The organism is Streptomyces sp. NPDC002640, from assembly GCF_053592575.1.
Genome location: NZ_JBSFVZ010000011.1, coordinates 154,331 through 167,486 on the forward strand (window position 1 = coordinate 154,331; position 13,156 = coordinate 167,486).

General features: G+C 73.0%; 13 protein-coding genes. 10 read left to right on the forward strand and 3 right to left on the reverse strand.

Translation table 11 applies throughout. The annotated features are described in order from the left end of the window. Positions 1-240 precede the first annotated feature (240 nt). From lipB to ACWD3O_RS16910, 5 genes are all read left to right on the forward strand, one after another. Complete coding sequence (gene lipB / locus ACWD3O_RS16890) at positions 241-1,041, forward strand: lipoyl(octanoyl) transferase LipB (RefSeq protein WP_451413283.1); 801 nt, start codon at positions 241-243, stop codon at positions 1,039-1,041. Between the two features lie 35 nt (positions 1,042-1,076). Continuing rightward, positions 1,077-1,745, forward strand: coding sequence for a biliverdin-producing heme oxygenase (locus ACWD3O_RS16895; protein WP_451416386.1), 669 nt, complete (start codon positions 1,077-1,079; stop codon positions 1,743-1,745). Positions 1,746-1,861: 116 nt separating this feature from the next. Continuing rightward, positions 1,862-2,833, forward strand: coding sequence for a lipoyl synthase (gene lipA / locus ACWD3O_RS16900; protein WP_451416387.1), 972 nt, complete (start codon positions 1,862-1,864; stop codon positions 2,831-2,833). A gap of 160 nt (positions 2,834-2,993) precedes the next feature. Next, a complete protein-coding gene (locus ACWD3O_RS16905) occupies positions 2,994-3,230 on the forward strand; it encodes an SCO2195 family GlnR-regulated protein (protein WP_451413286.1) in 237 nt (78 codons plus the stop codon). 96 nt (positions 3,231-3,326) lie between these two features. Beyond that, complete coding sequence (locus ACWD3O_RS16910; RefSeq protein WP_451413287.1) at positions 3,327-4,025, forward strand: DUF4191 domain-containing protein; 699 nt, start codon at positions 3,327-3,329, stop codon at positions 4,023-4,025. Between the two features lie 104 nt (positions 4,026-4,129). On the opposite strand, the gene ACWD3O_RS16915 is transcribed toward ACWD3O_RS16910, so the two are convergent. Continuing rightward, positions 4,130-4,597 carry an RDD family protein gene (locus tag ACWD3O_RS16915; RefSeq protein ID WP_451413288.1) on the reverse strand — a complete coding sequence of 156 codons (468 nt, stop codon included), beginning with the start codon at positions 4,595-4,597 and terminating at the stop codon, positions 4,130-4,132. 255 nt (positions 4,598-4,852) lie between these two features. On the opposite strand from ACWD3O_RS16915, the gene glnA reads away from it, so the two are divergent. The 4 genes from glnA to ACWD3O_RS16935 all read left to right on the forward strand — a co-directional run bounded on the left by glnA (position 4,853) and on the right by ACWD3O_RS16935 (position 9,567). Next, positions 4,853-6,262 (forward strand): type I glutamate--ammonia ligase, encoded by a 1,410-nt coding sequence (gene glnA / locus ACWD3O_RS16920; protein ID WP_451416388.1) that lies wholly within the window; start codon positions 4,853-4,855, stop codon positions 6,260-6,262. A 416-nt stretch (positions 6,263-6,678) separates the two neighbouring features. Next, entirely contained in the window at positions 6,679-7,605 is a 927-nt protein-coding gene (locus ACWD3O_RS16925) for a glycoside hydrolase family 11 protein (RefSeq protein WP_451416438.1), read from the forward strand. A 220-nt stretch (positions 7,606-7,825) separates the two neighbouring features. After that, positions 7,826-8,800: a polysaccharide deacetylase family protein gene (locus tag ACWD3O_RS16930; RefSeq protein WP_451416439.1), complete on the forward strand. Its 975-nt coding sequence runs from the start codon at positions 7,826-7,828 to the stop codon at positions 8,798-8,800. 107 nt (positions 8,801-8,907) lie between these two features. Further along, on the forward strand, positions 8,908-9,567 hold the full coding sequence (locus tag ACWD3O_RS16935; protein WP_451416389.1) for a polysaccharide deacetylase family protein: 660 nt from the start codon (positions 8,908-8,910) through the stop codon (positions 9,565-9,567). A 31-nt stretch (positions 9,568-9,598) separates the two neighbouring features. Here ACWD3O_RS16935 and ACWD3O_RS16940 read toward each other — a convergent pair whose 3' ends face one another. Both ACWD3O_RS16940 and ACWD3O_RS16945 read right to left on the reverse strand, forming a co-directional pair. Further along, positions 9,599-11,248, reverse strand: a complete 1,650-nt coding sequence (locus ACWD3O_RS16940) for an FAD-dependent oxidoreductase (RefSeq protein ID WP_451416390.1) — start codon at positions 11,246-11,248, stop codon at positions 9,599-9,601. Between the two features lie 263 nt (positions 11,249-11,511). Next, positions 11,512-12,441 carry a TIGR01777 family oxidoreductase gene (locus tag ACWD3O_RS16945; RefSeq protein WP_451416391.1) on the reverse strand — a complete coding sequence of 310 codons (930 nt, stop codon included), beginning with the start codon at positions 12,439-12,441 and terminating at the stop codon, positions 11,512-11,514. 91 nt (positions 12,442-12,532) lie between these two features. Here ACWD3O_RS16945 and ACWD3O_RS16950 point away from each other — a divergent pair, with 91 nt between their 5' ends. Beyond that, the gene (locus ACWD3O_RS16950; protein WP_451416392.1) at positions 12,533-13,033 is read left to right on the forward strand and encodes an N-acetyltransferase family protein; all 501 of its coding nucleotides are present in this window, start codon (positions 12,533-12,535) and stop codon (positions 13,031-13,033) included. The last annotated feature ends 123 nt before the right edge of the window (positions 13,034-13,156 follow it).

Below are 13,156 nucleotides of genomic sequence, written 5' to 3' on the forward strand. Positions count from 1 at the left end.
GGATTGCCTATGAGCAGCCGTTATGGCCAGTGAACGGCGTGAATGTAGCGGAGAGTAGGCAGCTCATCGCACACTTCCCCATTCGTTCGCTCTAACGGGTGAGTTTCCTATCCGGAAGTGACGCTTCGCCCCTGCCGATGTCGACCCAGACGAAGCCGAACGGTCCGGTCCGGACCGGACCACTTACAGTGAGAGGGGCCGCCTGCCGTGGCCGGGTCCGGAGTACGCCTGGAGGTTTCCGTGGGTGAGGTGCGGTTCGTACGCGTGGGGTTCGGCGCCGAGGCCGTCGAGTACACGCAGGCGTGGGAGGAGCAGCGCCGGGTGCACGCGGCGCGCTTCGCCGACGAGATCCCCGACACCGTGCTGCTCCTGGAGCACCCGCCGGTCTACACGGCCGGCCGGCGCACCGCGGAGAGCGAGCGCCCGCTGGACGGCACCCCGGTGATCGACGTGGACCGCGGCGGCAAGATCACCTGGCACGGCCCCGGCCAGCTCGTCGGCTACCCCATCCAGAAGCTCCCCCGCCCCGTCGACGTGGTGGCCCACGTCCGGCGGCTGGAGGAGGCCATGATCCGCACCTGCGCGGAGTTCGGCCTGGAGACCACCCGGATCGAGGGCCGCAGCGGCGTGTGGGTGCTGGGCGACCCGGTGGAACAGCGGCCGTCGCTGGGCGGGCTCTCCCTCGACCTGGACCCGCGGATGACGGACGAGGAGTTCGACCCCCGTCTCAACGGCCCCGAGTACGCGCCCTCCAACGCCGGCCAGCGCCGTGAGGACCGCAAGCTGGCGCAGATCGGCGTCCGGGTCTCCAAGGGCGTGACCATGCACGGGTTCGCCATGAACATCAACCCGGACACCACCTGGTTCGACCGGATCATCCCCTGCGGCATCCGCGACGCCGGCGTCACCTCGCTCGCCGCGGAGCTGGGCCGGGACGTCACCGTCGCCGAGGTGCTGCCGGTGATCGAGAAGCACCTGCGCGAGGTGCTGGAGGACGCCGAGCTCCGCCCCCGCGAGACGGAGCCCGCCGCCTCCGTCTGACCGCGCGGCCCGGTCGGGCGGGCACACTGGGGCGCATGGACGACACCGTGCGCCCCTTCTCGGAGCTCATACGCACCGCCACCCGCGCCCAGCACACGGAGGCGGAGAGCAGCGGCTTCCTGAGCGCCATGCTCGCCGGCGACCTCGGCCTGGAGGGGTACGCCCGCTACACCGAGCAGCTGTACTTCGTGTACCGCGCCCTGGAGGAGTCCGCCGCCGCGCTGCGCGACGACCCGGTGGCCGGACCGTTCGTCCGCCCCGAGCTGATGCGGCTGCCCGCCCTGGAACGCGACCTCGCCCACCTGCGCGGCCCGGGTCGTCGGCGGGAGGCCGTCCCGCTGCCCGTGACCGAGGAGTACGCCGCCCGGATCGCCGCCTGCGCCCGGGACTGGCCGGCCGGCTACGTCGCCCACCACTACACCCGCTACCTGGGCGACCTCTCCGGCGGCCAGATCATCCGCGGCACGGCCGAGAAGACCTGGGGCTTCGCCCGCAAGGGCGACGGCGTGCGCTTCTACGTCTTCGACGGCATCCCGAACCCGGCCGCCTTCAAGCGCGACTACCGCGCCCGGCTGGACGCCCTCCCCCTGGACGACGACGGCAGGCGCCGTGTGGTGGACGAGTGCCGCCGCGCCTTCACGCTCAACACGGCCCTGCTGCGCGGCCTCGAAGGGGAATTCGCGGCCACCGTCCGAGCCTTGTGACAGGGGCGGGGTGGGTGAGAGCCACCCCACGTCCGAAACCCCGGCCTCGGGACGGACACCGAAACAAGGCGGCGTACGCTGGTTACGCCTACGAACCGAAGTCACAGGGAGCCGATGTGTCCGCAGTCGCACCCGACGGACGCAAGATGTTGCGCCTGGAGGTCCGGAACAGCCAGACCCCCATCGAGCGCAAGCCCGAGTGGATCAAGACCCGGGCGAAGATGGGTCCCGAGTACACCAAGATGCAGAACCTCGTGAAGAGCGAGGGGCTGCACACGGTCTGCCAGGAAGCCGGCTGCCCCAACATCTACGAGTGCTGGGAGGACCGCGAGGCGACCTTCCTCATCGGCGGCGACCAGTGCACCCGGCGCTGCGACTTCTGCCAGATCGACACCGGCCGGCCGGAGGCGCTCGACCGCGACGAGCCCCGCCGCGTGGGCGAGTCCGTGGTCACCATGGACCTGAACTACGCCACCATCACCGGCGTCGCCCGCGACGACCTCGAGGACGGCGGCGCCTGGCTCTACGCGGAGACCGTCCGCCAGATCCACCAGCAGACCGCCGGCCGCGCCGACGGCCGGACCAAGGTCGAGCTGCTGGCCCCCGACTTCAACGCGGTGCCCGAGCTGCTCCAGCAGGTCTTCGAGTCCCGCCCCGAGGTCTTCGCGCACAACGTCGAGACGGTCCCGCGGATCTTCCGCCGGATCCGCCCCGGCTTCCGCTACGAGCGCTCCCTCGAGGTCATCACCAAGGCCCGCGAGTTCGGCCTGGTCACCAAGTCCAACCTGATCCTCGGCATGGGCGAGACCCGTGAGGAGATCAGCGAGGCCCTGCGCGACCTGCACGGCGCCGGCTGCGAGCTGATCACCATCACCCAGTACCTGCGCCCCTCCGTGCGCCACCACCCCGTGGAGCGCTGGGTCAAGCCGCACGAGTTCGTCGAGCTCCAGAAGGAGGCCGAGGAGATCGGCTTCGCCGGCGTCATGTCCGGCCCGCTGGTCCGCTCCTCGTACCGCGCCGGCCGGCTCTACGGGATGGCCGTCGAGCAGCGCGCCACCGAGGGCCTCGGCGCCGCCCAGGCGGTCTGAGCGGCGATGCGCCCCACTGCCCGCGTCCGCCCCTCCGGGGGACGGGCGTGGGCAGTTCTTTCATCCGGCTTTGACCGGTGAGTCACGCTCTGGTAACACCTTTCGGGGACGCTGGAACCCGATCCGCCGCCTACGCCGCCCACGAATCCCAGGGGGGACCGTGACCACGGAGACCGTCGAGGCCGCGCCCGTCCGCGCCGCCGCCCTCACCCCGCGCAGGCCGTCGCTGACCGGCGCCCTGCTGGCCATGGAATCGCTGCTGCTCGGCGGTGGTCAGCGCACCGCCCGCCGCAACGCCTGGACCTCCGTCCTGGAGGACCGGCAGCGCGCCCGCGAGCGCGTCGAGGTCCAGCGCGTGCTCGACGGGACCCCCGTCACCGCCGCCGTCCGCTCCTGACCGCCCGCCCCCCGGACGGTCACCGCCCGGGACCGGGCGTACACGGTGCGGGCACCGCCTTCGTGACGGCGGCGTCGTACACGTAGACTTCGAGACATGGCGAGGAAGGAAACCGCAGCGGAGTCTGCGAATGCCGGGCGACTCAAGCAGATCGCCCTGACGTACAAGATGACCCGCAGGGCCGACAAGAAGATCGGTCTTGTACTCGCGGCTGTCGGAATCATCACCCTCGGTGTCTTCCTCGCGATCGGCTTCTGGATCGGTCACCCGATCTACCTGGGCATCCTCGGTCTGCTGGTCGCCCTGCTGGCGACCGCGATCGTGTTCGGGCGCCGGGCCGAGCGGGCCGCCTTCGGGCAGATGGAGGGCCAGCCGGGCGCTGCGGCGGCGGTGCTGGACAACATCGGCCGGGGCTGGAGCACCACCCCCGCGGTGGCGATGAACCGCAACCAGGACGTGGTGCACCGGGCGGTCGGCAAGGCCGGCATCGTGCTGGTCGCGGAGGGCAATCCGAACCGGGTGAAGAGCCTGCTCGTGGCCGAGAAGAAGAAGATGGGCCGCATCGTGGCCGACGTGCCGGTGCACGACATCGTGGTGGGCAACGGCGAGGGCCAGGTGCCGCTGAAGAAGCTGCGCACCACCATGCTCAAGCTGCCGCGGGTGCTCACCGGGCCGCAGGTCACGGTCACCAACGACCGGCTGCGGGCGATGGGCGACCTGATGAAGAACATGCCGCTCCCCAAGGGCCCCATGCCCAAGGGCATGAAGCTCCCGCGCGGCTCCAAGGGCCGCTGACCCGCATCCCACTCCGACGACGCGTGAGGGGCGCCCGGTCCACCGACCGGGCGCCCCTCACGCGTTCCCGTCGCCGCGGGGCGTCGCCGCCTCGCCGGGCGACGTCAGATCCGGACCTCGACCGTTCCGGCGGCCCGGTCGTGCAGACCCCGCCCGTCGCGGTCCCACACCAGCGCGGGCAGCGCCAGGCACAGCAGCAGCGTCCGCACCGCCGCCCGCCACGGCACCACCGTGCCGCTCGCGAGGGCCACGACCCGCAGCCCGAAGAGCCGCTTGCCCGGCGTGAAGCCGACCGAGCCGACGGTCAGGACGCCCAGCCCGAAGAAGATCAGCAGTGCCCAGTTGCTCGTCGCCTGACCGTAACCGTCCGTGATCAGACCGTATGCGATCAGCATGCAGAGCGCCCAGTCGACGACCAGGGCGCCGAGACGGCGCCCGGGGCGTGCGACGGAGCCGGGGCCGTGCTCGGGCAGTCCGAGCTGCTCACCCCGGTAGCCGAAGTCGACACCGGCCTCCTCGGCCGCCGCGCGGGGGCCGGAGAGCCAGGATCCGAGTGCTTGCCTGTTGTCCACGCACTCCACGGTACTTGCCGGGCGCGCGCGTGGCGGAAGGCGGGGTGCGCCACCGGCCGCGGGGCAGGACCATGGGAGGAGACCCGGGCGCGGCGCCGCCCCCAGGGCCGTGATCGAGCGGTTAACTTCCCGGAAACAAATGAGTCATGTTCGAGAAATCGCCGATCACTAGGGTCCCAGTCAGCGTGTGTCACCGCACTGGCGCACGAAGTACTACCACCCCTGGCGGAACCGGCCGGGAGTAGGAGGAGCTGGATGTTCCAGAACGCCGACGAGGCCAAGAAGTTCATCGCCGATGAGGACGTCAAGTTCGTTGACGTTCGCTTCTGCGACCTGCCGGGCGTGATGCAGCACTTCACGATTCCCGCCGAGGCGTTCGACCCGGGCGAGGAGCTGGCCTTCGACGGGTCCTCCATCCGCGGCTTCCAGGCCATCCACGAGTCGGACATGGCCCTGCGCGCGGACCTGAGCACGGCCCGTGTCGACCCGTTCCGCCGGGACAAGACGCTCAACATCAACTTCTTCATCCACGACCCGATCACCGGTGAGCAGTACTCCCGTGACCCGCGGAACGTGGCGAAGAAGGCCGAGGCGTACCTGGCGTCCACCGGCATCGCCGACACCGCCTTCTTCGGCCCCGAGGCCGAGTTCTACGTCTTCGACTCGGTGCGCTTCTCCACCGAGGCCAACCAGGCCTTCTACCACATCGACTCCGAGGCGGGCGCCTGGAACGCCGGCGCCACCGAGAACAACCGTGGTTACAAGGTCAAGTACAAGGGCGGCTACTTCCCGGTCGCCCCGGTCGACCACTTCGCCGACCTGCGCGCCGAGATGTCCCTGGAGCTGGCCAAGTCCGGCCTGCAGGTCGAGCGCCAGCACCACGAGGTGGGCACGGCCGGCCAGGCGGAGATCAACTACAAGTTCAACACGCTGCTGGCCGCGGCCGACGACCTGATGCTGTTCAAGTACATCATCAAGAACGTCGCGTGGCGGAACGGCAAGACCGCCACCTTCATGCCCAAGCCGATCTTCGGCGACAACGGCTCCGGCATGCACGTCCACATGTCGCTGTGGACCGGCGGCCAGCCGCTGTTCTACGACGAGACCGGCTACGCGGGCCTGTCCGACATGGCCCGCCACTACATCGGCGGCATCCTCAAGCACGCCCCGTCGCTGCTGGCCTTCACCAACCCGACGGTGAACTCCTACCACCGCCTGGTGCCGGGCTTCGAGGCGCCGATCAACCTGGTGTACTCGCAGCGCAACCGCTCCGCCGCCATGCGCATCCCGATCACGGGCGCCAACCCGAAGGCCAAGCGCGTCGAGTTCCGCGCCCCCGACTCGTCGGGCAACCCGTACCTGGCGTTCTCGGCGCTGATGATGGCCGGCCTGGACGGCATCAAGAACAAGATCGAGCCGGCCGAGCCGATCGACAAGGACCTCTACGAGCTGGCTCCCGAGGAGCACGCGAACGTCGCGCAGGTCCCGACCTCGCTGGGCGCCGTCCTCGACGCGCTCGAGGCCGACCACGAGTACCTCCTCCAGGGCGACGTCTTCACGCCCGACCTGATCGAGACCTGGATCGACTGCAAGCGGACCAACGAGATCGCCCCGATCGCGCTCCGCCCGCACCCGCACGAGTTCGAGCTGTACTACGACGTGTGATCCACGGGCTCCGTCCCGCACGGAGCCGAGGTCGTGACGAGGGCCGCCACCCGGACGGGTGGCGGCCCTTCGCCGTGCCCGATGCGACGCGTTCGTCGCGGGCGGCGAAACTTTCGGAACCCGGGGCCGCCCCCGCCCGTGCCCCGTGTGGCGGACAAAGGACGCTCCTCGGTGAGCAGAGGTCCCGCGGTGGTCGAAGTCCGGCGTCGGCGGGCTGCCGCGGTCTGAAGGAAGCTACGAAGGTTTTCGAAACTTCGACCGAAACAATTGACACCCGTCCGCGCCTCTCCACACTGTTCAACACCGCACGACCTCTCCCCCCAGAGGAGGCAGCACGTATGAACACGTCCATCCGGCGCACGGGACGCAGACGGGGCGAAGGCGGGTTATTGACCCGGGGCCTGTTCGTCCTCGCCATGGCCTTCGTGGCGTTCGTCGGCGGCCTCGCCCCCGCGAGCGCCGACACGACGATCACGCAGAACCAGACCGGGAACGACGGCGGGTACTACTACTCGTTCTGGACGGACGCGCCCAACACCGTCTCCATGACCCTCAGGTCGGGCGGCGCCTACAGCACGCAGTGGAGCAACACCGGCAACTTCGTGGCCGGCAAGGGCTGGGCCACCGGCGCCCGCAGGACCGTCACCTACTCGGGGTCGTTCAACCCCTCGGGCAACGCCTACCTGACCCTCTACGGGTGGACCACCGGGCCGCTCATCGAGTACTACATCGTCGACAACTGGGGCACCTACCGGCCCACCGGCACCAGGATGGGCTCGGTCACCAGCGACGGCGGCACGTACGACATCTACAAGACCACCCGGTACAACGCCCCCTCCATCGAGGGCACCAAGACCTTCGACCAGTTCTGGAGCGTGCGCACCTCGAAGCGGACCGGGGGCACCATCACCACCGGCAACCACTTCGACGCCTGGGCCCGGGCCGGCATGAGGCTGGGCAACCACAACTACCAGATCATGGCCACCGAGGGGTACCAGAGCAGCGGCAGCTCCAGCATCACGGTCGGCTCCGGCGGCACCACCCCGCCGCCCACCACGCCGCCGCCCACCAACCCCGGGGGCTGCACCGCGACGCTCTCCGCCGGTGACAGGTGGAGCGACCGGTACAACCTGAACGTGGCGGTGAGCGGCTCGAGCAACTGGACGGTGACGGTGAACGTCCCGTCGCCCGCCAAGGTGCTCGCCACCTGGAACACCTCGGCGAGCTATCCCACCGCCCAGACCCTGGTGGCGAAACCCAACGGCAGTGGCGACAACTGGGGCATGACCATCCAGCACAACGGCAACTGGACCTGGCCGTCCGTCAGTTGCAGCACCGGCTGAGCATTCCTCCCGACGCCCTGCCCGACGCCCTGCCCGACTCCTTGATCAACCCCCGCGCCCGGCCCCCGGCACCCTCCGGGGCCCGGACGCCGCCAGGAAAGGCGCCACCGGAGAAGAGGGCCGCCCGGGACCGTGCCCGGGCGGCCGTGAGCCGCCCCCGACCAGGAGATACCGCATGCGCAAGCTGCTCCGTCCGCTCGCCGCACGAGCCGCCGCCGTGATGGGCGCGGTGAGCACCCTCACCGCCCTCACCGCCGTCACCGCACCGGCCCAGGCCGCGCCCGCGCCGCAGGAGGCGCCGTCCGTCCGGGCCGCCGCCGCCTGCAACGGCTACGTCGGCCTCACCTTCGACGACGGCCCCTCCGCCCAGACCTCCGCCCTGCTCAACGCCCTGCGGCAGGCCGGACTGCGGGCCACCATGTTCAACCAGGGCCAGTACGCCGCCGCCAACCCCGGGCTGGTCAAGGCCCAGGTCGACGCCGGCATGTGGGTCGCCAACCACAGCTACACCCACCCGCACATGACCCAGCTGAGCCAGGCCCAGATGGAGTCCGAGATCTCCCGGACCCAGCAGGCCATCGCCAACGCCGGCGGCGGCACGCCGAAGCTGTTCCGCCCGCCCTACGGCGAGACCAACGCGACCCTGCGGGCCGCCGAGGCCAAGTTCGGCCTCCGCGAGATCATCTGGGACGTCGACTCGCAGGACTGGAACAACGCGAGCACGGACGCCATCGTCCAGGCCGCCGGACGGCTCACCGACGGCCAGGTGATGCTGATGCACGACTGGTCCGCCAACACCCTCGCGGCGGTCCCGCGGATCGCCCAGGTGCTGAGCTCCAAGGGCCTGTGCGCCGGCATGATCTCCCCGACGACCGGTCGCGCGGTCGCCCCCGACGGCGGCGGCACCACGCCCCCGCCCACCAACCCGGGCGGCTGCACGGCGACGCTGTCGGCCGGGTCGCAGTGGAGCGACCGGTACAACCTCAACGTGACGGTGAGCGGCTCGAGCAACTGGACGGTGACCATGAACGTCCCGTCGCCGGCCCGCGTGCTGTCCACCTGGAACGCCTCCGCCAGCTACCCCAGCAGCCAGACCCTGGTGGCCCGGCCCAACGGCAGCGGCAACACCTGGGGGGTGACCATCCAGCACAACGGCAACCGGACCTGGCCCACGGTCACCTGCGCCGCCAGCTAGCGCCCCACCGCACCGCCCTTTCCCACCGCGCCACGGCACCACCGTGCGGCGGGGCCGCCCGGGTCACGCCCGGGCGGCCCCGCCGCCCCGACCAGGAGACCCCACGCATGTCCGAGCCTTCACGCCCGCCGGCCGCCGGAGCCGCCCGCGTTTTCGCGCCCGGGGAGGAGGGCGCACCCGCCGCCTGCCGCGGCTACGTCGGCCTGACCTTCGACGACGGCCCGTCCAGCCGCACCCCCGGCCTGCTGGAGGCCCTGCACGACGCCGGGCTGCGGGCCACCATGTTCAACCAGGGCAACCACGTGGACGCCGACCCGGGCCTGGTCCGCGCCCAGGTCGACGCCGGGATGTGGATCGGCAACCACAGCTACAGCCACCCCCGCCTCACCGAACTCGGGCCCGCCGAGCGGGAGTCCGAGATCGCCCGCACCCAGGACGCCGTCGCCGCGGCGGGCGGCGGCATCCCGACCCTGTTCCGCCCGCCCTACGGCGAGACCGACGACACCGTGCGGGCCACCGCGGCGGCGTTCGGCCTCACCGAGATCCTCTGGGACGTCGACCCGCAGGACTGGAACGGCGCGAGCGCCGACGCCATCGTCGAGGCGGTCGGCCGGCTCACCGACGGTCAGGTCGTCCTGCTGCACGACTGGCCCGCCACCACCCTCGCGGCCGTCCCCAGGATCGCCGAGGTGCTGGAGGCCAACGGGCTGCGCCCCGGCATGATCTGCCCGGTCACCGGACGGGCCGTGGCGCCCGACAGCGTGTAGGGACCGCGCCGCACCCGGTCAGGCGCCGGGGTCACGCCGCCCGGGGCCGGGGGACCGGTTCGCCCGGGCGCAGGCCCGTCCCCGCACCGAGGTCGCGCAGGATCGCCGCGGAGGCCCGCCGGCCGGAGTGCAGCGCGCCCTGGACCGTGCCGGTGTCCCGGTGGTCGCCGCAGACGTACAGCCCGGCCAGCAGCCGCACCGACCGCCGCGGGTCGAGCGGCGGACGCATCACCGGAACCGCCTCCGCCGTGTGGTGCACGGCGAGGGTCTCCCAGGCCCGCGTCGGGACCCCGTACAGCCGGGCCAGGTGCTCCCGGGCGGCGTCGTCCACGTCCCGCGGCGGAGCGCCCAGCACCGTCGAGGAGACCAGTGTCCGTCCGGCGGGCGCCCGGGTCGGGTCGACCCGGCTGACCACCGCGGTGTGCGCCACCGGCCCGCCGCGCTCGGCGTCCAGCAGCAGGAAGGAACCGGTGTCCGGGGCCTCGTCGGTGGTGTGGTGGAGCACCGTCACCGGGTGGAAGTCCGGCACCCGCAGCCCTGGCAGCAGCTCGGCGGCGGTCCGCGCGTCGGTGGCCAGCAGCACCGCCCGGCAGCGGAACTCGCCGTGCTCCGCGGTGGTCACCGAGGTGGTCGACACCGAGGTGACCCGCACCCCGGTGTGCACCGTCCCCGGCGGCAGGGCACGGGCCAGCAGCTCCGGCACCACCTCCGCGCCGCCCTCCGGCACGCACAGCCGCCCGGTCGCCCAGGCCCGCAGCGCCAGGTCCGCGCACCGGCTGGAGCCGGCCAGCTCGGGGTCGCAGAGCAGCGCCGCCAGCAGCGGGCGCAGGAACCCCTCCAGCGCCCGTCCGGGGACGCCGCGGGCCGACAGCGCCTCGGCGGCCGGCATCTCCGCGCGGGTCAGCAGCCGCTCCACGGAAGTGGCCGCGATCCCCGCCAGCGCCGACGCCAGCCGCGCCCGGTCGCCCGGGCCGCCGAGCGGACCGTCCGCCGCTCCGAGCACCCGGCGGGGACGGACCCGGCCCAGCCGGGTCCGTCCCCGCAGCCCGGTCATCCGGATCGCCGCCGCCGCACCGGTCCGCACCCTCGCCGGACCGGCCGCGCGGGGCTCGGGGAACGGGGGGAGACCCGCGAGCCCGGCCGGCTCGGGGAACTCGGGGAGCTCCGGGAACTCCGGGAGCGGCGACGGGGCGAGCCGGTCGGCGGGGCTCCCGGGGAGCGGTGGGATCGAGGGGATCGCCGGGATCAGCGGAGGAACGTTCCTCCCGCCTCCCCGCGCGTCGGCCGTGGCCGCGTCGAGCGCCCCCGCGAGCGCCCCCTCCAGTTTCTGCTCGTGCGCCGTGTGCGCCCCTCGCGCGCCCCTGCCGCCCCCCTCGGGACCGCCGGCGTGGTGAAGCCGTCCGCCGCTGTGCACCAGCACCCCCGGCGCGAAGGGACGCAGCACCAGGTCGTCCAGGCCCGGTGTGGTGCGGAGCTCGGGGTACGAGGTGAACAACAACTGGCCCATCCGGTCCAGCCGGAAGCCGTCGACCTTCTCCGTCGACATCCTGCCGCCCACGAACGGGGCGGCCTCCAGAACTGCGGTGCTGACGCCCGCCGCGGTCAGCCGCAGAGCCGCCGACAGCCCGGCCACTCCGGCTCCCACCACGACGACGTCAGCCTTCTGTGCGTGCTGAAGCACGTGCCCCTCCTCGAGGTTGCGCGGCCGCTGGAGACGTGATGCCCCCAAGTTCCCCCCGGAATACCCGAATTCGGGCCACTTCGAGGGTAGGTCCGGCCGCCGCGCGCGGATCCTGCGCACGGACCGGGCACGGTGGCACGGCCGTGGCACGGCGGGCGGCGGGACAGCGGCAACGGCAGCGGCAGGGCAGGGCAGGGCAGGGCACGGTGGGCGGCCCCGGCGTTCCGCCGTGCCACGGCCGGGGCCGGCCGAGGGGGCCGGGGTCAGTCCTCCAGTGCCGCCCGGACCGCGGACTCCACGTCGGGGCAGGAGAACACGAACCCGGACTCCCGCAGCCGCCGCGGCACCGCCCGCGTGCTGCCGAGGACGTCCTGGCTCATCTCGCCCAGCACCGCCCGCAGCACCGGCGCCGGCACCGCGAACACCGCGGGCCGCCGGAGGACCTTCGCCATCGCCGCCGTCACCTCCCGGTTGGTCACCGGGAGCGGCGCCGTCAGGTTGAAGGGGCCCTCCAGTCCCGGCGTGAACAGCAGGTGCCGCAGCGCCGCCACCTCGTCCCGCAGCGCGATGAACGACCAGTACTCCCGCCCGTCCCCGAGCCGGCCGCCGAGCCCGGCCCGGAACAGCGGGAACAGCCGCCCCCAGGCGCCGCCGCCCCGCGACACCACCAGCCCGGTCCGCGCCAGGGCCGTGCGCACGCCCGCGGCCCGGGCCGGCTCCGCGGCCGCCTCCCACTCCACCGTCAGCTCCGGCAGGAAGCCCCGCCCGGGCGGCGCGTCCTCGTCCACCGGCCGGTCCCCGGTGTCGCCGTAGTAGCCGACCGCGCTGCCGTTCACGAACACCCGCGGCGGGGTGTCCATCGCGGCGATCGCCCCGGCCAGCGCGCTCGTGCCGCCCGTCCGGCTCTCGCGGATCCGCCGCTTGTACTCGTCCGTCCAGCGCCGGTCGCCGACACCGGCACCCGCCAGGTTCACCACGGCGTCGCAGCCCGCCAGCGCCGCCGGGTCCAGCCGCCCCGAGGACGGGTCCCAGCGGACCTCGTCCCCGGTCCTGGGCTCCCGCCGCACCAGCCGCACCACCCGGTGCCCGTCCGCCTCCAGCGACCGGGCCAGCGCCCCGCCGATCAGACCGGAGGCCCCGGCCACCGCCACCGTCCGGCGCCCGGACCCCTCGCCCGCTTCCCTCGGTTCCATGCCGTCATCCTCCCGGACCGGCACGGCGTCCGGACGCCGCCGTGCCGAAAGTCCTTTTCCCCGGCGCGCAGGCGGCCCGTACGATCCCCGCATGCCGACGACGACCCGGAACGACACCCTGATCCGACCCGCCCGCGCCGAGGACGGCCCGGCGTTGAACCGCCTGGACCGGGAGACCTGGTCCACCCTGCACGCGGTGGCGCCGCCGCCCGAGCCGGGACGGTCGTTCTTCGACGAGCGGCACCCGGCGGCCGACATCATCGTCGCGGAGACCGGTGGCGAGGTCGTCGGCTACGTGCGGGTGGCCCGGCCGACCCCGCTCGCCGCCAACGCCCACGTCCAGCAGATCCAGGGCCTCGTCCTGGCCGAGGAGTCCCGCGGCCGGGGCGTCGGCACGGCCCTGATGCGCGCCGCCGAGGACGAGGCGCGCCGCCGCGGGGCCCGCCGCCTCACCCTCCGCGTCCTCGGCCACAACGCGCCGGCGCGCGCCCTCTACGCCTCCCTCGGCTACGCCGTCGAGGGCGTCCTGCCGGAGGAGTTCCTCCTCGACGGCGCGTACGTCGACGACGTCCTGATGGGCCGCTTCCTCTGACCCGAGCCGCCCGACCCGAGCCGCCCGACCCGACCCGCCCGGCCTGAGCCGCCCGGCCTGAGCCGCCCGACCCGACCCGCCCCGCGGCGGGAGGCGTGGCCGCGGTCACCCGGGCGGCCCACA